Source organism: Pedobacter sp. (assembly GCF_039594775.1).
Lineage (GTDB): Bacteria > Bacteroidota > Bacteroidia > Sphingobacteriales > Sphingobacteriaceae > Pedobacter.
In genome coordinates this window covers 18,336-38,112 of the sequence record NZ_JBCNMT010000001.1, presented here as the reverse complement: position 1 = coordinate 38,112, position 19,777 = coordinate 18,336, and the positions used below count along the sequence as shown (strand labels likewise).

Annotated in this window: 16 protein-coding genes; 6 read left to right on the top strand and 10 right to left on the bottom strand. The window is 39.5% G+C overall.

Translation table 11 applies throughout. The features are described from left to right. Positions 1 to 33 precede the first annotated feature (33 nt). The 6 genes from gcvH (at position 34) to ABDV71_RS00100 (ending at position 7,162) form a co-directional block, all read left to right on the top strand. On the top strand, positions 34 to 414 hold the full coding sequence (gene gcvH / locus ABDV71_RS00125; protein WP_343530357.1) for a glycine cleavage system protein GcvH: 381 nt from the start codon (positions 34 to 36) through the stop codon (positions 412 to 414). Between the two features lies 1 nt (position 415). Beyond that, complete coding sequence (locus ABDV71_RS00120; RefSeq protein WP_343530356.1) at positions 416 to 865, top strand: VanZ family protein; 450 nt, start codon at positions 416 to 418, stop codon at positions 863 to 865. A gap of 323 nt (positions 866 to 1,188) precedes the next feature. After that, positions 1,189 to 3,981: an outer membrane beta-barrel family protein gene (locus ABDV71_RS00115; RefSeq protein ID WP_343530355.1), complete on the top strand. Its 2,793-nt coding sequence runs from the start codon at positions 1,189 to 1,191 to the stop codon at positions 3,979 to 3,981. 198 nt (positions 3,982 to 4,179) lie between these two features. Continuing rightward, positions 4,180 to 4,395 carry a FeoA family protein gene (locus ABDV71_RS00110; RefSeq protein ID WP_343530354.1) on the top strand — a complete coding sequence of 72 codons (216 nt, stop codon included), beginning with the start codon at positions 4,180 to 4,182 and terminating at the stop codon, positions 4,393 to 4,395. Between the two features lies 1 nt (position 4,396). Beyond that, the gene (gene feoB / locus ABDV71_RS00105) at positions 4,397 to 6,523 is read left to right on the top strand and encodes a ferrous iron transport protein B (RefSeq protein ID WP_343531551.1); all 2,127 of its coding nucleotides are present in this window, start codon (positions 4,397 to 4,399) and stop codon (positions 6,521 to 6,523) included. A gap of 36 nt (positions 6,524 to 6,559) precedes the next feature. After that, on the top strand, positions 6,560 to 7,162 hold the full coding sequence (locus ABDV71_RS00100; protein WP_343530353.1) for a SprT-like domain-containing protein: 603 nt from the start codon (positions 6,560 to 6,562) through the stop codon (positions 7,160 to 7,162). Here the strand turns inward: ABDV71_RS00100 and ABDV71_RS00095 are convergent. The 10 genes from ABDV71_RS00095 to ABDV71_RS00050 form a co-directional block, all read right to left on the bottom strand. Continuing rightward, a complete protein-coding gene (locus ABDV71_RS00095; protein ID WP_343530352.1) occupies positions 7,150 to 7,446 on the bottom strand; it encodes a helix-turn-helix transcriptional regulator in 297 nt (98 codons plus the stop codon). The two genes, ABDV71_RS00100 and ABDV71_RS00095, sit on opposite strands and share 13 nt — an antisense overlap. 257 nt (positions 7,447 to 7,703) lie before the next feature. Continuing rightward, positions 7,704 to 9,680, bottom strand: a complete 1,977-nt coding sequence (locus ABDV71_RS00090) for a dehydrogenase E1 component subunit alpha/beta (protein ID WP_343530351.1) — start codon at positions 9,678 to 9,680, stop codon at positions 7,704 to 7,706. A gap of 209 nt (positions 9,681 to 9,889) precedes the next feature. Further along, complete coding sequence (locus ABDV71_RS00085) at positions 9,890 to 11,281, bottom strand: LutB/LldF family L-lactate oxidation iron-sulfur protein (protein WP_343531550.1); 1,392 nt, start codon at positions 11,279 to 11,281, stop codon at positions 9,890 to 9,892. Positions 11,282 to 11,554: 273 nt separating this feature from the next. Then, entirely contained in the window at positions 11,555 to 12,100 is a 546-nt protein-coding gene (locus tag ABDV71_RS00080; RefSeq protein ID WP_343530350.1) for a hypothetical protein, read from the bottom strand. Between the two features lie 98 nt (positions 12,101 to 12,198). Beyond that, the gene (locus ABDV71_RS00075; RefSeq protein WP_343530349.1) at positions 12,199 to 13,818 is read right to left on the bottom strand and encodes a M28 family peptidase; all 1,620 of its coding nucleotides are present in this window, start codon (positions 13,816 to 13,818) and stop codon (positions 12,199 to 12,201) included. Between the two features lie 29 nt (positions 13,819 to 13,847). Continuing rightward, positions 13,848 to 14,288, bottom strand: coding sequence for a ribose 5-phosphate isomerase B (gene rpiB, locus ABDV71_RS00070; RefSeq protein WP_343530348.1), 441 nt, complete (start codon positions 14,286 to 14,288; stop codon positions 13,848 to 13,850). A gap of 104 nt (positions 14,289 to 14,392) precedes the next feature. Beyond that, entirely contained in the window at positions 14,393 to 15,277 is an 885-nt protein-coding gene (gene tatC / locus ABDV71_RS00065; RefSeq protein ID WP_343530347.1) for a twin-arginine translocase subunit TatC, read from the bottom strand. Positions 15,278 to 15,356: 79 nt separating this feature from the next. Then, positions 15,357 to 17,645 (bottom strand): glycoside hydrolase family 3 N-terminal domain-containing protein, encoded by a 2,289-nt coding sequence (locus ABDV71_RS00060; RefSeq protein ID WP_343530346.1) that lies wholly within the window; start codon positions 17,643 to 17,645, stop codon positions 15,357 to 15,359. Positions 17,646 to 18,143: 498 nt separating this feature from the next. After that, positions 18,144 to 18,686 carry a dihydrofolate reductase family protein gene (locus ABDV71_RS00055; RefSeq protein ID WP_343530345.1) on the bottom strand — a complete coding sequence of 181 codons (543 nt, stop codon included), beginning with the start codon at positions 18,684 to 18,686 and terminating at the stop codon, positions 18,144 to 18,146. 63 nt (positions 18,687 to 18,749) lie between these two features. Beyond that, entirely contained in the window at positions 18,750 to 19,532 is a 783-nt protein-coding gene (locus ABDV71_RS00050; RefSeq protein ID WP_343530344.1) for a helix-turn-helix domain-containing protein, read from the bottom strand. Between the last annotated feature and the right edge of the window lie 245 nt (positions 19,533 to 19,777).

Here is a 19,777-nt window from a genome sequence, read left to right as displayed (position 1 = left end):
TTAATCGAAAACAAACTTAATAAAAACATAAAAATGAACTTTCCATCAGAACTAAAGTACACAAAAGATCACGAGTGGGTATCAGTGTCGGGAAATGAGGCTACTATTGGCATTACAGATTTTGCTCAACGTGAGCTAGGAGACATCGTTTATATCGATATCAATACTATTGGCTCAGAAGTAGCTAAAGAAGAAGTATTTGGTACCGTAGAGGCTGTTAAAACCGTTTCTGATCTTTTCATGCCAGTTACAGGAACAGTAAGCGAATTTAATTCAGCATTAAATGACAACCCAGAATTGGTAAACTCTGATCCTTATGGTGAAGGTTGGATGGTTAAGGTTACTTTGACTGATGCAAGTGAAGTAGAGGGATTGTTAAGTGCTGATGATTACAAAGCATTAATTGGCGCATAAAATGGCCAAAATCAAAGCACTAAAGTATCAACGTTGGGCCATATTGTGGACCATTATTACTTTAGTGCTTTGTAACATTAATCTTTCTGGGACTGAGGGGACTGGCTTTTTCTTTACTGGTTTTGATAAAATAGCTCATTTGGGCTTTTTTTATGTGCTTACCATCCTGCTTTTTTACGGAAAGATAAAATACCAACATAACTATAGTTTTCGCTCGCTAACCATCTTTAAAATTATCCTGATCTCGGCAATCATAGGCGGAGGAATAGAACTGCTTCAATGGAAGGTGTTTACCTACCGTTCGGCGGAGTGGTGGGACTTTGCTTGCGATATGATCGGTTGCCTAATGGGCGTATTCAGTTACGTACTTTTGCACTTGTCGAATTACAATGAGACCATTATGCGCAGCAATGACGCATTAGCCAAGGCAGATGAGTTTGAAAGCGCATGATAGCTTCATCACAAAAATTGAAAAATTATAGACTGATGAAAACAAGGTTTAATCTGATTTTGATTTTTTTTATGTTTTTAGTGCTTCAGTCATGTAGTATCTTTAAACCTAGTTGCAAGTGCCCAAAAATACCTCATTCACGTCATAGGAGCGTATAAATAAAACTTGCCCTATTCTAGCCTAAGCTTCAATTTCCGTATTTGTAACGATAAAGTTAGTTGTATTTAAAATGTTACTGCGCTTTTAACATTTCTTAACAAACCTTTGTGGCTTAAAGAAGTCTGATTAGGTAATTTCAATAAAATAATTTTTTTATAATACAAATGAACAAACATTTACAAAGAGCTTTATTTATAACCCTACTTTGGTTGGGTAATATCGCTTTTGCACAGGCACAAGGTATAGTGAGTGGAAAAGTGTTAAATGAAAAAGATAAAAAACCAATAGATTATGCCTCTATTGCCATCAAAAGATTAACCAGCGATTCCGCTGTGGTTGGTTCTACCTCAACCAATGCCAATGGTACCTTCTCTATCAATAACATTGCAGTTGGTAAGTACAGATTATATGTAGTGTTTCTGGGCCTAAAAACGGTTAACAGAGATTTTGAACTTACTGCAGCAAAACCAAGTATCAATTTTGGCGAGCTATTGATGGAAGATACTGGGGTAACCTTAAAAGGTATCGAAATTAAGGGCGAAACACCTCCGGTGGTGGTGAAAAAAGATACTTTGGAAATCAGTGCTTCTACCTTAAAGGTTAAAGAAAACTCAGTAGTGGAAGACCTATTGAAAAAGGTACCAGGTGTTGATGTGGCTAAAGATGGCACGGTAACTACACAGGGCGAAACCATTAAAAGGGTACGTGTAGATGGCAAGGACTTTATGGGTAACGACCCTTTGTTGGCGACCAGAAACCTGCCAGCTGATATGGTGGATAAAATCCAGATCATCGACGATATGTCGGAGCAATCTAAATTCTCCGGCGTTGATGATGGTAACCGTGAGAAGATCTTAAACATTGTGACCAAAAATGGGATCAAGAACAAAGGCTACATGGGTAACAGCACCGCTGGATATGGTAGTGATGATCGATATGATGTAAACATTAACGTAAATCGTTTTGATAACGCACAGCGTATTTCCCTAATAGGTCAGTTTAACAATGTGAACAAACAAAACTTTGGTGGTGGTATTGGCGGTGGTGGCCGTGGAATGATGTTTGGCGGTGGCGGTGGTGGCCAACAGCAACAAGGTATTACCACAACTACTGCCGCAGGTATTGATTTTGCCGACACTTACGATGATGGCACTCAGTTTACCGGAAGTTACTTCTTTAACAAAACTTCATTGTTTAATCTCAATACCTCTAACACACAGAGATTTATTGGTGGTAACACCGTTAATAGCTTAGAAGATTTGGAAAGCACAACCAAACGACTTAACCATCGTTTAAACTTTATGGTTGATACCAAGTTGGATTCAGCTACCTCTATCAGAGTTCAACCTAATATTTCTTATACAGATAACTCTGCGAACAGTTTTTCTAATTATGACAGAACTAACCAAGCTACTGGTCATGCAGTAGGTACTCAAACCCTTACTACAGGTTCAAAGGCACCGTCAATTAGTAACAATTTATTGCTTCGTAGGAAATTTCTTCGTCGTGGCCGTACACTATCTCTAAATGTAAACACCAACATTAATGATAGTGACGCAGATAACTATAACAAAAATCCGGAGACAAGGACTGCACCAAATGGAGCGATATCATACCTAAACCTAGACCAGTTGAATGACAATAACGTGAACTCATTTAGCAATACGGCAAGGTTGGTATATACCGAACCTTTGTCTAAAACGTTAAGCATGGAGTTCAATTATCAGAATGTTTACATGCATGATAATAGAAAACGTTATGTGTACGACTTTAACAATACAACTCAGCTCTATGATATCGTAAATATTGATTATAGTAATGAATTTGAAAATACCACTTGGACCAATGCTTTAGGTTTTAGCTTGAACAAGAATGAGAAAAAGTATAACTGGAACGTGGGAGTTGCTGGTCAGCTTACTAACCGTAGCAACGATAATTTAACGACAGGAAAACTTTTCAAGCAAGACTTCTTTAACATTACGCCAACGGCACAGTTCAGATATAATTTCAGTAACAACAAACGATTGAACATTAGATATGATGGTAGAACCAATCAGCCAAGTATCGACCAAATTCAACCCGTAAGAGATAACACCAACACGCAAAGTGTACCATTGGGAAATCCGAACTTGAAACCTTCGTTTTCAAACAACTTGAGAATTTTCTATAACAACTTTGATTTTGCTAGCTATCGTACCCTATTTTTAGGAGCATTTATTACGCAAACGTTCAATGATTTTGGAAATACACAGCGAGTAATCGAAGATCCAGCATCAGAAGATTTTGGTAAAATTGAAAATGGCTACACTAACGTTAAAGGAAACTATAGCGCTAACCTTTTTGGTAACTTAGGATTGCCAATTATTAAAGGTAACAAGTTGAACCTTCAAATAGATGGAGGCGCGTCATTTAGCCAAGGAACAAACATTACCGATGGGCTCAAAAACGTAACTAAAAATATCGGTTTGAGAAATGGTTACAAATTGGTGTCTAACATGGATAAGTTCGACTTAATTGCAGGTGTTTCTGGAAGATGGGACCGTGGAACCTATACCGTTGGTAAAACAACCAATTTCTATACTTTATCACCTAATATCGATATCAGCTATGTGTTCCCCGGTAATATCCGTTTACAAACAGATGCGACCTATAATAAACTTACAGGAAGAGGGGCAGCTAACGCAGATTACACACAGGTAAATGCTTACATCAGCCGTCAATTCTTTAAAAATAAAGGAACGTTTAAATTGGCTGTAAACGATTTATTTAATGAAAATACCGGCGTTTTACGTACCGCAAATGCTAATGCTATCGTAGATCAAAACTTCAACGTATTGAAACGCTACTTTATGTTCTCATTTACTTACTCATTAAGCAGCATTGCTGGTATGCAAATGCCAGGACAGCAAGGAAGAGGCCAAGGCAACTTCAGAATGGGTGGGCCAGGAAGAATGTAAAACTTAATGTAAATAATGTTGAAAAAGGGGCTTCATTTTGGAGCTCCTTTTTTATTTGTATTCAATGAATTGGATACCCCTGCAAGCTTTTACCTTTTTGTTACACTCCCTTATTTGGATTTGATATAAATAAGGACTAACTTGCGGCAGTTTTTTGGGCATTCAATACGTTTTGTGCTCGTAAATAAAGATTTTTGTATGAAACTTTCGCAATTAAATCCAGGACAAAAAGGTGTCATCGTTTCTTTCACCGATGCAGAAATGGCGGTAAAATTAATGGAAATGGGATGTCTTCCAGGCGAAGAGGTTGAAGTGGAGCGATGTGCACCACTAGGCGACCCTATCGCTATCCGTGTAGCTGGATATCAACTTTGTTTACGTAAAACCGAAGCTGCCGTAATTATAATTCAATAGTATTTTGGCTGATTTAAAAGTTGCTTTAGTTGGAAATCCGAATACCGGAAAGTCTACCCTATTTAACCTTCTAACAGGATTAAATCAAAAAATTGGAAACTTCCCAGGGATTACAGTCGATAAAAAAATCGGTTTTTGCAAATTGCCATCGGGCAAAACAGCAGAAATCGTCGATTTGCCAGGAACTTACTCTCTATATCCAAAAAGTAAGGACGAAAGCATTGTTTTTCAGGTATTGGCCGATCAAAACAATAGCAGCCACCCAGATGTAATCGTATTGGTAGCCGATTCTACTAACTTACGCCGTAACCTATTGTTGTTTTCGCAGGTAGCTGATTTGGGCATACCAATGCTGTTGGTACTTAATATGGCCGATATGGCCAGAAAAGCAGGTATCAGCATTGATATTGATAAACTGGCTAAACGACTTGGCGTACAGGTAGTCAATATTTCGGCCAGAAAGGGGGAAGGCTTGGCTACCTTAAAACAAGCCATTGCCCAAATTACGCCATTGGCTACGCAAACCAATAGCATTGATGCTAAAAGCTTCGCGCCGGAGGCTGTAGAAGCCATCAAGCAAAAAATTAAAACAGACAACGACTATTATGCATTGCAGATTTTGCATCAGCATGAGCATTTGTCGTTTTTTACCGATAAAGAGCAAGAAGAGATTGAAGCTATTGAAATAGGTAATGGTTTCGACACAGTGAAGCTCCAAGGCGAGGAAACCGTAGCCAGGTACAGGCACTTGAGCAAGGTATTAGGTGATGTGGTGGTGGATACAGGTGCCACCAAAAAATTCACATTTACAGATAAAATAGATGCCGTATTAACACATAAGGTATTCGGTTTTGTAATCTTCTTCTTTATTCTGTTCTTCATCTTTAACGCTATTTTTTCATGGTCATCGGTACCAATGGATTTAATAGAAGGCGGTTTTGCATGGCTTACTGAAAAAGGACATGAACATTTACCGGCCGGAGTATTAACAGATTTATTGATGGATGGCGTGATAGCAGGTTTGGGCGGCATCGTTATCTTTATTCCTCAAATTGCTATTCTTTTTGCGTTAATCTCCATTTTAGAAGATACGGGCTATATGGCCAGGGTAACCTTTATGATGGATAAGGTGATGCGTAAATTTGGCCTGAGTGGTAAATCTGTGGTGCCTATGATTGGTGGTATTGCCTGTGCCGTGCCTTCTATTATGAGCGCCCGTAACATCGAAAGCTGGAAAGATAGGATCATCACCATTATGGTCACACCTTTGGTAAGTTGTTCTGCAAGGTTACCCGTTTATACCCTGCTGATTTCTCTGGTAGTGCCCGATGAAAAAATTTGGGGAGTATTTAATCTGCAAGGATTAACCTTAATGGCCATGTACTTCATCAGTATTATTGCTGCCATTTTAGTGGCTTGGGTTTTTAAGTTCATTATTAAGGCAAAAGAGCGTTCATATTTTATCATGGAACTACCTGTATATCGCATGCCACGTTGGAAAAACGTTGTGTTTACGATGTACGAAAAATCAAAGACATTTGTGTTGGAAGCGGGTAAGGTAATCATTGCCATTTCTATCATTCTATGGGTAATGTCTACTTATGGACCTTCGCAACGTTTTGAAGCTATAGACGCCAAATATGACCATATTGAGGCAACCTCCAAAGATACCGTGCAATTAGCTTCTTTAGAAAGAGATAGAGCTGCCGAGAAATTGGAAAACTCCTATGCAGGTTTACTTGGGCAAACCATTGAACCAATGATTAAACCATTAGGCTATGATTGGAAAATAGGGATTGCACTTATTACTTCTTTTGCAGCCCGCGAAGCTTTTGTAGGTACTATGGCTACCATTTACAGTGTAGAAGGGGCCGAAAATGATGGAGGAGAAATGAGATTACGTGATAAAATTGGTGCTGCCAAAGATCCACAAACAGGTTTGCCAATATTTACCTTTGCCACCGCATTTTCGTTAATGCTATTTTACGCCTTTGCCATGCAATGTATGAGTACCGTGGCTGTGGTTTATAGAGAAACAAAATCGTGGAAATGGCCAATCATACAATTGGTGTATATGACGGCAATGGCCTATATTGCAGCGTTTATTGCTTATCAGCTTTTAAAGTAAATTGTTATATTGCTGTAGTTTAAACAGTATCTTTCAATGGATAAAAAAGAAGTCCTAGCACAATATATGCCCCCAGCTGCGGCACCTATTATTGCTAAATGGATTGATTATTTTCAGTGTGAATTTAAGATTTCGAAGAACCGAAGCACTAAGCTAGGAGACTATCGACATCCATTTAAGGGGAATGGGCATAAAATATCCGTCAATAACGATTTAAATCCCTACGCTTTTTTGGTGACAACTGTTCATGAATTTGCCCATTTGCTTACTTGGAACGACCATAAGAATAAAGTAAGGCCTCATGGTACGGAATGGAAAAATAATTTCAAAAGAATGATGAAACCATTTTTTGATTTGGAGATTTTTCCTGCTGATGTGAACCAAGGCATTGTATCCTATCTAAACAATCCCGCAGCCTCTAGCTGTACCGATTTAAGATTGGCTCGTGCCCTTAAAAAATACGACGTACAAGAGGAAACCTTGCATGTAGAGCAATTGCCCGTCAATAGCGTTTTCACTTTAAAAGATGGGCGCAAATTTCAAAAAGGAGATCGGATTAGAAAACGTTATCGTTGTACTTGTTTGGATAATGGGAAGGTTTATCTTTTTAACCCTTTGGCAGAAGTTTATGCCGAATAGGCCACTTGCTTTGCAAAAAGAGCTTCTCTGTCTTTTTGTGCCTTAATTAACCGTTGCGTAGTAGGGTTATTCAAATAATGGTCGTATTCCATACACAAAATGAGATAGTGTAATTCAAAGCCATAAAACACGGCAATAAGTTTAGCAGTGTCAAGCCTTAACATGGTTTTATCTTGCTCTAATTTAGAATAGGCAGACCTTTCCAAATTCAAGAATGTGGCAATGTTTTCTTGCGTTACCCCTTTGTATTGTCTCAGCTTCCTTAAGATTTTACCAACATTCATAAAAGCGTCTTTGTAGTAAATCAACTAAATATACGACTTCATCAATATACAAAATGTGAAAAAAAGTCACATTTTCTCGTTAAGTGCTGTAAATGAATAATTTTATGCCAATAACACCATTATCTTTAAATAACGCTCATTATTGGCCCTCATCATTTAACTTAACGCTCTCTTTAAGTAAATGTTACAGGGCCTTTAGTGTTTTTAGCCTATAAAGTTGTGAAGATTAAATGTTTAGCTTCCTTTTCGCTGGGGTACTAATAAGATAACAACTTTTCTATCATTTTTTCCAATCTGGCCTTTGCCAAAAAATCATCTTCTAATATTTTGCTCATTGGAATGGCAGTGTCTAAACTTGCACAACGCATTACAGGAGCATCTAGATATTCGAAACAGTACTCACTGATCCATGCCGAAATTTCGGCGCCAAAACCACCAGTTAGTGTATCTTCATGTAAAATCAGTACCTTTCCGGTAGCCTTTACTGCTGCCTCCACGGCTGATTTGTCCCAAGGCTGTAAGCTCACCAAGTCAACCAACGTTGCTGATACTTGTGGGTTTGCTTTGAGGTAATCTAACGCCCAATGCACACCTAGGCCGTAGGTGATGATAGAAAGCTGTTCCCCTTCCTTCAGCACGTTTGCTTTTCCTATTTCTATGGTATAAAAACCGTCTGGAACCAGACCACTTAAGCTTCGATATAAATATTTATGCTCAAAATAAATTATAGGATTAGGGTCTTCTATGGCGGCCAATAATAATCCTTTGGCATCATAAGGAAATGCTGGATAAACAACTTTTAATCCTGGAGTTTTGGTAAACCACGCTTCGTTGCTTTGTGAATGGAAAGGCCCAGCACCAGTTCCGGCGCCAGTAGGCATACGTACAACTACGTCCGCTTTTTCTCCCCAACGGTAATGTGTTTTAGCAAGGTTGTTCACAATCTGATTAAAACCTACACTCACAAAATCAGCAAACTGCATTTCAACCATGGCTTTGTAGCCATTGATAGAAAGGCCCAAGCCAGCGCCCACAATTGCCGATTCGCAAATAGGCGTGTTACGAACCCTTGCTTTTCCAAATTCGGCAACAAAACCATCCGTAATCTTGAAAGCACCACCATACTCTGCAATATCTTGCCCCATCAAGACCAAATTAGCGTGACGTTGCATGGCCACCCTTAACCCGTCGGTAATCGCATCCAAGTATCTTTTTTCTGTACTTGATGAAGCAGGAGGGAATGATGCAGCCTCATAAGGATAATACATATCATCCAATTCATGTTGGGTATTCGCTTCCGGTTCTTGATCCGTAAAAGCAGCTTCAACTTCGGTATCAATCTGTTTCTTAAAAATACTTCTAATCTCACTGATCAAATTTTCAGTAAGAATATCCTGCTCCAAAAGATATTCCTCAAAATTTCTAACGGGGTCTTTTTTAGACCACTCGTCAAATAATTCCTGAGGTACATATTTAGTGCCCGAAGCTTCTTCGTGGCCACGCATCCTAAACGTTAAGCACTCTACCAACACAGGTCTAGGATTCTCTCGCATATCCTGAGCCAGCACAGAAAGCTTATCATAAACCTCTAAAATATTATTCCCATCTAGCTGAATTCCCTCAATGCCATAGCCCAATGCCCTGTCCACTAAATGTTTGCAGCGGTATTGCTCATTAATTGGAGTTGAAAGGCCGTACCCGTTGTTCTCGATCAAGAAAATAACAGGCAAGCTCCAAACAGAGGCCACGTTAATAGCCTCGTGAAAATCGCCCTCACTCGTAGCACCTTCGCCCGTAAAAACAAGCGTGGCTTTAGGCCGCTCAGCAATCAGATCAGCTAGTGCAATACCATCGGCCAATGCCATTTGGGGCCCTAAATGAGAAATCATCCCAATAATTTTATACTCTTGCGTACCAAAATGGAATGACCTATCTCTACCTTTGGTAAAGCCGCTCAGCTTGCCCTGCCATTGGGCCATCAGTCTTTTTAATGGAATGCCTCTCGTGGTAAAAACCCCAAGATTGCGATGCATAGGTAAAATATACTCATCGCTTTGCATCGCCAAAGTACTGCCAACAGCAATGGCTTCTTGCCCAATTCCCGAAAACCATTTGCCAATTCGACCCTGTCTTAGCAAGATCAACATTTTTTCTTCAATTAAACGAGGGAAAAGTAAATGCTTGTAGATGGATAATAGCTCCGAATCGGTTTTTTGCTTTCTGTCGAATTGCATAAGGTTGATATTGGTTTGCGGTAAATATAATAATTAAGTTGCCAGAGATTGAGCAGAAATATCCAATATCTTTGCATCGCTTTGCGAAAGCTTTAAAAACCTTTGCGGTAAAAAAAATAACATAAGCAAAGGAAGAAAGTTAATGTAGAGTTTATCGCGAAGAATAAAAAAGATACGCTACGAGCGCAAAGAGAAGCTGAAACAGTTCCTTATTCCTTTTCCTGCTTTTTCTGATGTTCTTCCCAACGTTTGGCAAAAGACTTGGGTGCTATTTCTGGCATTTCACGATACTTGCCCCAGCCTTTCTTGAAGAAAGTTTTCAGGAAAAAGTTCTTCATTTTACCGCTAAAAAAGTCCATTAATGAACGTTTTTTCATGCCCTTTTTCCAAATGTTCCAACCAATGTTTTCAACGGTGGTGTTCTCGTTGGACGCCGCCGCATCTCTACGGTTAAGCAACAACATTTTGTGGATGTCTATTTTTGCAGGGCAAACTTCAGAACACTTGCCGCATAAACTCGAAGCATAACTTAAATGCTTAAATTCCTTCATGCCTTTAAAATGCGGTGTAATAATGGATCCAATTGGTCCGCTATAGGTGGTATTATATGTATGCCCGCCAATATTTTTGTAAACTGGACAAGCATTTAAACAAGCGCCACAACGAATGCAATATAAAGCCTGACGTTGTTCCTTTTGAGCAAGTAAATTAGTGCGTCCATTGTCTAACAAAATTACATACATCTCCTCAGGTCCATCAGTTTCATTGGCCTGTCTGGGGCCACTTAAGATGGTGTTGTAAACGGTAAGGTTTTGTCCCGTGCCATGGCTAGACAGCAAAGGCCAAAATAGATCCAGGTCCGTAATAGAAGGCACCAGCTTTTCGATGCCCACAATGGCAATATGTATTTTAGGAAAGGTGGTTGTTAACCTCGCATTACCTTCGTTTTCGGTAAGGGCAATGCTTCCCGTATCCGCAATTAGGAAGTTCCCCCCGGTAATACCAATATCGGCGGTTAGGTACTTTTCTCTAAGCAGTTCACGGGCCTTTTGCGTAAGCTGTTCCGGTGTGGCATCAATTGGGGTCCCAAATTTTTCATGGAATAACTTGGCAATATCTTCTTTGCTCAAGTGCATGGCAGGCGTTACAATATGGTAGGGAGCCTGTCCCAGTAATTGCACAATGTATTCGCCTAGGTCACTTTCTAAAGATTCGATGTCGTGCTTTTCCAAAAACTCGTTCAAATGAATTTCTTCGGTAGTCATCGATTTGGATTTGATGACACTTTTGCCCCCAACACGTTGAATGATTTGTAAAATTTCCTTTTGGGCTTCGGCGGCATCATTGGCCCAAATCACCTTGCCGCCACGTTTTTGGAAGTTCGATTCAAACTCAGGTAAAAGTTTGTCCAAATTTTCCATTACACGCCATTTAATCACGTGAGCCTTGCGTTTTGATACCTCTAAATTTTCAAACTTCGATAAGCCACGAGCCACCGCCACATTATACTTACCAATATTGTAATTAATGGTATTACGGTGCGGGACATCGAAGGCCTTTTCATCGGCTTTAACTAAAAATTCTTCGGCAACATTCATCAGTGTTCAAATATAGGCAAATAGGCTAGGGCTTTAAAATTTAACGAGTAGATGTTGATATAATTATGCCATTAAGTACACCTTTTTATATTTCGAAAAGCAATTGCAGTGCAAATCTGGAACAACAGCCCTGCACTTCGCTACAAGTCCTCTTCCGAGGTAAACTCGGAATGCGGGCTTTCCGCTACGTTCAGGTTTAGTTTGGCCAACCTCGTAGGTTGTAAACCTACAAGGTTTCTGTCTCTGTTCCTTACTCTTTGCTCTTTTTTCCTTGTTCTATTTCAAGTTGTCAATTTCCTTCATATAAGCCAAATAAGCTTGCTTATAATTCAGTTCCTTGTTCTCCGCTTTAGAAATAAACAAAAGAAAGTCTTCGAGGTCAGCTTCCGTAAAGCCTAATTTCCTAAAAAGTGTTTGGTCATTGGCCCAATTTTGAGGATTCACTTTGATCGAGGCCATTTGCTTATAAAGTATAATTCCCCTTCTAAACTCTGCATATCCAATGCCGCTCTTAAAAGTTTGGATAGCATTTACCAGTGTTCTATAAGTTACCGCTGAATCAACCTTGCTTTCAATAAGCATTGCATACAAAATGCGGGGTTTTAAAATTTCTACATCGATACTGTCTAGCTCTATATATTTTTGGATGACATTGATATCATCCAAAAATAGCGGATCGGTAGGTGTTAATCGCTTTTTAAGGAAATTAGGAGTAGAGACGAGAAGTTTTTCTTCAGTAGTAAGCCATTGAGCAAAAGATAAATGACTCGCCAAGGTCATTATGATTACCAATAGGTAACTCAAAATATTGTTGTTTTTCATTGGTGTAAAATTAGGGTTTTGTTTACTTCCAAGACTCAACCGTTTAAAAAAAAATCCCGTCAGTTACCTAACGGGATTTAATATACTTTAAGATGGATTTAGTTTGCTTTTAACGTGCCATCTTCGTTTTTGTTCACTACTGGACGTTTCTCGCCATTGGCAAGTTCCCAAGCGGTATAGTAAACCAATTGAGCTCTTTTTGCCAACATTGGGAAATCTATTTTGCTTACCTCATCACCTGGCTGGTGGTAATCTTTGTGTACCCCATTGAAATAGAAGATTACTGGAATACCATGCTTAGCAAAGTTGTAGTGGTCTGAACGGTAATAGAAACGGTTGGGGTCTGTACGGTTGTTATATTTCTCATCTAAAACGATGTTCACATAATCAGTGTTGGCTTTTTTCCCAATTTTGTCTAAATCATCACTTAGCATGTTTGAACCGATAATATAAACAAAGTTATTATCGCCTGGGCGGTTATCGTCGCCACGTCCAATCATATCAATGTTTAGGTTGGTAATGGTGTTTTCTAAAGGAAATACCGGATGCTCAGAATACCATTCAGAACCCCAAAGACCTTTTTCTTCACCACAAACAGTCATAAATAGAATGCTGCGTTTTGGACCATGGCCTTCTTTTTTCGCTTTTGCAAAAGCCTCAGCAAGCATTAAAACACCAGTAGTTCCAGAGCCGTCATCGTCAGCACCGTTGTTTACTTTATCTGGAGCGTTAGGGTCTGCTTCTAAACCAATGTGGTCATAGTGACCTGTAACCACTACCACTTCATTTTTCAATTTAGGGTCTGAGCCTTCCAAAAATCCTAATACGTTATCGGCCTTAATATCCTCTTCTACCAGTTTAGCGGTAAAGGCAACAGGAATATTAATTACGGTAGTTGCAGGTTTTTGGGTTTCGGCAATTTTTTTCTTTACCTCTTCAACGTTGGTGTTAGCAGCTGCTAAAATTTGGTTGGCTACAGTTGTGCCTATGGTTACTACAGGTAAAGTATTCTTGTTTTGGTTTCCTTCTCTTTTTAGATCAGCAGTACCTTCGGCTAAACTAGCTTTTTGACCGGCCGAAAGAGATTCCACCCTTTCATTGATCACTAAAACGCCAGCCGCTTTATTTTCTTGAAGATATTTGATCTTTGCTTGTTGACTGCCTATGCTGCTTTGTCCCCTGCGGCCTTGCGCTGGTTGTGCGGCTGCTTTAGCGGTAGGGTCGCCAGTCGCGAATATAACCACTACTTTGCCTGCTACGTTTTGGCCAGCATACTCATTAAAGTCTTCTTTGTTCAAGCCATATCCAGCAAAAATAATAGAAGATGCTTTTACGTTAAAGCCTCCAGCCGGAGCACTTGGCGCAAAAATATAGTAGTCTTTAAGATTTTCCTTGGTTTGCGAACCTACTTTTAAAGAAACACCAGTAAGCTTTTTAGAAGAAATGCCTACCGCTTGCAAGTAAGGGTCTTTGCCACCTTTTACAGGACCTACTAAACCAAAACTTTGGAATTGTTTCTTGATATACTCCGCAGCCATCCATCCACCTTTTTTGCCGGTTTCACGTCCTTCGTACTCATCTGAAGCTAAAACAGACAGGTGCTGATAAGCTCTATCCTTGTTTACTGGCGCACTAAATTTAATGGCGTTTTGATCTTGTGCCATTGCCCCAAAGCTGAGCGCCAGCGCCAGTGAGGTGTATACAAACTTTTTATTCATTATTGTTAGTTAAGATTGTTCGTTTATTGTTAGCAGGATATTTTATTTACCCTATTAGCGTGTCTGCCTCCCTCAAAAGGCGTTTCCAAAAATACGGTAACCATTTCCTTGGCCAGTTCAGGAGATACAAAACGAGCAGGGATGCAAATCACATTTGCATTGTTGTGCTGCCTTGAAAGTTTGGCAATATCTGTTAGCCAAGCAACAGCGGCTCTAATGCCTTGGTGTTTGTTTGCCGTAATGGCCACGCCTTGTCCACTTCCACATACTAAAATTCCAAAATCGGCTTCGCCTTTTTCAACACTACTTGCTACAGGATGCGCAAAGTCAGGATAATCTACCGAATCTAGTGAATGGGTACCAAAATCTGTTACTTCGTAACCAGTTAAAAAGGCCTTTAAGATTTCCTTGTACTCAAAGCCAGCGTGATCCGCCCCGATGGCTAATTTGATTGAATTGGTTGTAGGCATATTCAAATGTATATAGAATTAATAAATATGATAGGTAAATATTTTGTTGTAGAACTTAACTAAGGAATTACTTCCCGTCTTGTTCCCGCTTTTTTTACTCTAAATTACTTGTTATTATAAAACGCTAGTTCTGCCTTTTTCTTTTTCTTCTCAATATTGGCCGATATTAAAATACTTAGCTCGTACAATAAGAATAGTGGGAAGGCTACGATAAGCATGGTATAAGGATCGGCAGTTGGTGTAACTACAGCGGCAACAATCAAGATCAGTACGGCTGCGTATCTTCTGGTAGAGCGCATAAACTTAGGAGTCATTACACCAAGTTTCGATAGGATGTAAATAACAACAGGCAGCTGGAAAATAATGCCCGAACCTAGGGTAAGTGTTAAAACTGTAGATAAATACGATGAAATGGTAAAAGTGTTTTCAATGCTGCTATCTACCGTATAGTTAATCAAAAAGTTAATTGATAAAGGGCAGATAAGGTAATAACCAAACAACAAACCAATGGCAAATAAAACCGATGCAAAAGCCACAAAGCCACTTGCCGATTTACGTTCAGCTTCTAAAAGGGCAGGTTTAATAAACAACCAAATTTCAAATAACAAATAAGGAACTCCTAAAATTACCCCGGCCATTACGCAGGAGTTCATTTGTAGAGTAAACTGGCCCGACATTTCAGTGTTGATGATTTTGGCATGGATTTCTTTGATACAGAACTCTTGGCCGATGGAAGGAAATGCCTCCACCAATTTACACATCATGCGGTAGGTCCAAAAATCAGCATTTTTTGGAGCCATGATCACGTCGTGCCAAATAAAATCAGTAAAGTAAAATGCCAAACATACAAAAACGGTAACGACCGCTAAGGCCCTTAACAGATGTTTGCGTAATACATCTAAATGGTCAAAAAAAGACATTTCTGCCTCTAGGTTTTTCCCCTTGTTCTTTATCGAATCGATTAAATCTTTGGCCTTATTACTACTCATTTCAACTATTTGAAAACAAAAATACCATTCTATTTGATTAGAATGGTATTGATGTTGTAATTAACTTTTGAATTAACAATTATTCTACAAAGAAGCTTTTGCTGAGCGGGCCAATTTTTACCTTAAACTCTCCCGGTTCTACCACCAAACGATTGTTTAAATGGGTAAAAGAAAAATCTTTTTGGTCTAGCTTAAAAGTTACGATTTGCTTTTCGCCAGGCTTTAGGTTAATTTTCTCAAAACCTCTTAATCTCTTCGAATCGGGAGTTAGCGTAGCGTACAGGTCGCTTAAATATAGCTCAACCACTTCTTTCCCCTCTCTGGTGCCGGTATTGCTCACTTCTACAGATATGGTTAATACTTGGTTAGCTTTAATTTTTTCGGCGCTCAATCTCAGGTTTTCGAACTTGAAGGTAGTATAGCTCAATCCAAACCCAAATTCGTACTGAGGGTTGTATTCTGCATCGTAGTTATAAACACCCTCCATTACTGTTCTATTCTCCGCTGGTTTGTGATTATAGCCAACCAAAGAGTTTGGATATTTTGGATAGTTATAGGGCAGCTTTCCAGAGGGATTTACCTCACCGAAAAGAATATCGGCCAAGGCATCGCCGCCAAAATTTCCCGGCAGATAGGTCTGTAAAATGCCGGCCATTTTAGGTTCAAACTTGCTGATCAATCTAGGTCGGCCTTCGTTAAGTACCAAAATAATCGGTTTACCAGTTGAGCCAAGCTTTAATGCCAGTTCAGTTTGCAAATCAGAAATGTATAGATCGCTCAAATTACCAGGACTTTCTGTATATGAGTTTTCTCCCAAACAAAGTACAATGGCTTCAGCATCCTGAGCAGCTTTTACAGCTTTTTCTATGCCATTTTCAAACTCTTCGTAATACTTGCCATCCATTTTGTAGCTCACGCCTTCTACAAAGGTAATATTGTCTTTGCCCGCTTTTTGGGTGAGGGCCTCTAAAATGGTATGATATTTACCCGCAAACTCTTCCACTTTTTCGCCCTGCCATGAGTAGGTCCAACCGCCATTTAGCGTGCGCATAGAATTAGCGTTAGGTCCTGTAACCAATAATTTAACCCCCTTTTTTAAAGGCAATAGGTTATTGGTGTTTTTTAACAAGGTGATGGATTCGGCAGCAGTCTGATAGGCAGCCTGTTCAAACTCTTTGCTCCCAAACTTTGGATATTCCTTAAGGTCGTAAACCGCTTTATCAAATAAACCCAGTTGGTATTTTAAAGTAAGGATATGCGTAACCGCATCATTAATTCGGGTTTCCTTTACCTTCCCTTCTTTGACAAGGGCAATAAGATTGTCGCAAAATCTTTCATAATCATAGGCAATCATCGACATATCGATGCCGGCATTAATGGCTAGCATAATGGCTTCTTTATGATCTTTCGCTACACGGTCTCTGGTATATAGATTCTCAATATCGCCCCAATCGGTAACAATTAGCCCTTTAAAGCCAAGCTCTTCTCTCAAAAGTTTGGTTAAAAGTTGGTAGTTGGCATGTACCGGAACCCCGTTGATGATGCCCGAATTGATCATGATGCTATGCGCTCCAGCTTCAATTGCCGCCTTAAATGGCGGAAGATGATAATCTCTCAGCACATGGTCGGGAATGTAGGCTGGCGTTCTATCTTTTCCCGAAACGGATACCTGATAACCTACAAAATGTTTCAAGCAGGAAGCCACTCGATACGGATCGGCAATGTTATTTCCTTCAAAACCCTTAACCATTTGCAAGCCAAGTTCGGTAATCAAGTAAGGGTCTTCTCCAAAGGTTTCCCACTGGCGCGGAAAGCGAGGGTCGGGTGCTAAATCTAATACTGGTGAAAAGTTCCAAGGAATGGCGCTCGCTCTGGTTTCGTATGCGGTAATTTCTGCTCCTTTGTAAACCAATGTACGGTTACGGGTAGCAGCTTGGCCAATTTGTTGGGGGAACATGGTGGCATCGGCCGTGTAAGTTGTGCCATGTACAGCATCGATACCGTATAATACCGGGATATTAAGACGTCCTTTGCCCGTTTCCTGTATCTTGTTGATGATTTGGTGCCAAACTTCACGAGTTCGGGCTCTATTGTTGGCCGTGTTCAATACCGAACCTACTTTGTATTTTACCAAAGCATGTTCTAATTGTTGTGGGTTAAGTGCTACGGGCTCGTAACTGCTATATCTATCCTTGCCATAAGTAATAACATCCATGGTAATTTGTGCCATTTGACCTACTTTTTCTTCCAAGGTCATTTTGGATAATAAGGTTTTTACTTTTTGGTCAATAGCGGTATTGGTTTGTTTTTGTGCAACAGAAAATAGCGAAAACGCAAGCAACGGCACAGTGAGGAGTGTTTTTTTCATTTGTAATTCCTACGTTGATTAGTGGTTTTTATTGATGTGTTAAAAATGGGCAACCGCCAAAAGCGCATGAATAGGCATTAGATGGGTTCATGGTTATACTTGGTTGCTTTGGCCAAATATCCATCAAATTACTCCAAAATCTTTAAAAAGGACTTTCTCAAAACCACTACAGGTACTAAAAAAGATCAATAGGCGCAGGTGGTATATGCGTAGCTCCATATTAAACAGAAAAAGAAGCCATACAGACTTCCTTTTAAAGAGAGATTAACTTATAAACACCTCGTTTGCGCAGGCCTTCCATCAAATGATAAAAAAGACCACCCATTGCCCCGGCAAATGGTACTACAATTAAGGGTCTTAAAAACCATAGCTTACTCCAATCGGGATTAATTCGCAAAGCGTAAAATGAAAAAATAAAAAGATACGAGGGTAGGGTTAGTGTTTTTAGCCTTCCATGTATTCTAGTTACATAGAAGGCTATGAAAAAGTGAATGGTTGTTAAAGCCTGCTATTGTTGATCGCATAGCGAAGAGATACCAATCCAGTTTCATAGGTTCTATTTTCTAGCAAGGTTAGTTGGGTGCGGTAATTTTGTTCCTGAAAAAGGAGCTTGCCACTTCCTAACAAAATAGGATGTACCGATAACCATAATTCATCTACCAGTTCTTCATTCATTAAAGATTGGGTAAGTGCAGCACCTCCGTAAAGCCAAATATCTTTGCCCGGCATTTTTTTGATACGGTGTGCCTGTTCGATGGCATTTTCTGAGATAAGTACTGCATTTTCTTTTACTGTTTTTAAAGTGGAAGAGAATACATATTCCGTAAGCTTGGGCATGCCAGGTATGGTTTCCCCGTTGTTTTGTTCCGCATATTGCTGCGCCGTTTCGTAGCTTTTACGTCCAATGAACATGGCGTCAATACGGCCAAAAAACTCATTTAAACCATAATCCTGGTCGGTAAAGCACCAGTCATATTCGCCGTTAGGCCCTTCAATGTAACCGTCTAAGGTAATAGCCAGTCCTAAAATTAGTTTTCGCATGTCTTTAAATTTAAATAGCAAAAATCAATACCTTTTAAAAGAATCGATTGTACAGAACGGACATCAGTATAAAATATGCTGAGAACGGGTAATTTCTCGAGGTGTATAACCAGCATATGTTTTATAGTCCCGTATAAAATGAGCTTGATCAAAATAACCACTTTGGTAGGCAATATGTGTTAAAGAAAGTTGTGGATAGTTTTTTAAATGTTCTAACGAGGCGATGAATCTATTAACTTTCAAATATTCTTTTGGGGACAGGCCAAGGTACTGGTCAAATTTTCTTGCCAAATGACGCTGACTGTAACCTGTCATTTGATGTAGCGCAGTTAAGTTTATTTCGGGTTTTTGTTGTATAAGTTTTAGGCAACTTGTTAATGCATAATCCTGCTTGGTATGCTGTTGTAATCGTTGTAGTAGGTATTTCTGAATGATAGCTATTCGGGTTTCGTTGTCATCTGCACTTGCCAATTTTTCCTCTATTTCTGTAATTGCTTTGCCCCAAATATTGTTTAATGCTATGCTATGGTTGGTTAGTACACCCATTGACATTGAGAAAAAAGGAAAAGCCATACCTGGATGAAAGCAAATGGCAATGCAGCCAGCTCCTTTGCGCATTTGTACTGCTGTAGGTGCGTTCATTCGCGAATTCACAATGCTGTTCTTGTATAGCTCTTGGTTAATAATGGCCACAGGAACTTCGGTATAACTGATGAATAGCTCTACACAAGCATCAGGTAGTACATGAACATGCTTCATGCCCTCCCCTTCGCTACATTCCATGGTACAAATGAGCTTAACATAGGGTTGAAGATTGGGGCATATGGGGTGCAACTGTAGAAGCATGTCTGGATAGCAGGTGATACAAAGTTATATTTTTATAGGCTGGTATGGTTCTTTGAAAATTATTTAAAAGCAAAAAACCAGCAAGAAATTTCTTGCTGGCTCGGTTGGTAATGATTAACTTTTACTGAAGGAACAGAGTTATTTGTTAACTTAAACCAACTATTGTAAAGTATTAATCTATTATCGTAGAGTAATGCGTTAAAAATGCTCCTTGCGGAGTTTTTTTGGATTTTGCTTTTGGATAG

Coding starts and splice junctions, on each gene's coding strand:
- tatC (WP_343530347.1), bottom strand. CDS start 15,277: ATGAGTAGTAATAAGGCCAAAGATTTAATCGATTCGATAAAGAACAAG.
- ABDV71_RS00050 (WP_343530344.1), bottom strand. CDS start 19,532: ATGCTTCTACAGTTGCACCCCATATGCCCCAATCTTCAACCCTATGTT.
- ABDV71_RS00055 (WP_343530345.1), bottom strand. CDS start 18,686: ATGCGAAAACTAATTTTAGGACTGGCTATTACCTTAGACGGTTACATT.
- rpiB (WP_343530348.1), bottom strand. CDS start 14,288: ATGCCTACAACCAATTCAATCAAATTAGCCATCGGGGCGGATCACGCT.
- ABDV71_RS00090 (WP_343530351.1), bottom strand. CDS start 9,680: ATGCAATTCGACAGAAAGCAAAAAACCGATTCGGAGCTATTATCCATC.
- ABDV71_RS00095 (WP_343530352.1), bottom strand. CDS start 7,446: ATGAATGTTGGTAAAATCTTAAGGAAGCTGAGACAATACAAAGGGGTA.
- ABDV71_RS00080 (WP_343530350.1), bottom strand. CDS start 12,100: ATGAAAAACAACAATATTTTGAGTTACCTATTGGTAATCATAATGACC.
- ABDV71_RS00110 (WP_343530354.1), top strand. CDS start 4,180: ATGAAACTTTCGCAATTAAATCCAGGACAAAAAGGTGTCATCGTTTCT.
- ABDV71_RS00060 (WP_343530346.1), bottom strand. CDS start 17,645: ATGAAAAAAACACTCCTCACTGTGCCGTTGCTTGCGTTTTCGCTATTT.
- gcvH (WP_343530357.1), top strand. CDS start 34: ATGAACTTTCCATCAGAACTAAAGTACACAAAAGATCACGAGTGGGTA.
- ABDV71_RS00075 (WP_343530349.1), bottom strand. CDS start 13,818: ATGAATAAAAAGTTTGTATACACCTCACTGGCGCTGGCGCTCAGCTTT.
- ABDV71_RS00120 (WP_343530356.1), top strand. CDS start 416: ATGGCCAAAATCAAAGCACTAAAGTATCAACGTTGGGCCATATTGTGG.
- ABDV71_RS00100 (WP_343530353.1), top strand. CDS start 6,560: ATGGATAAAAAAGAAGTCCTAGCACAATATATGCCCCCAGCTGCGGCA.
- ABDV71_RS00115 (WP_343530355.1), top strand. CDS start 1,189: ATGAACAAACATTTACAAAGAGCTTTATTTATAACCCTACTTTGGTTG.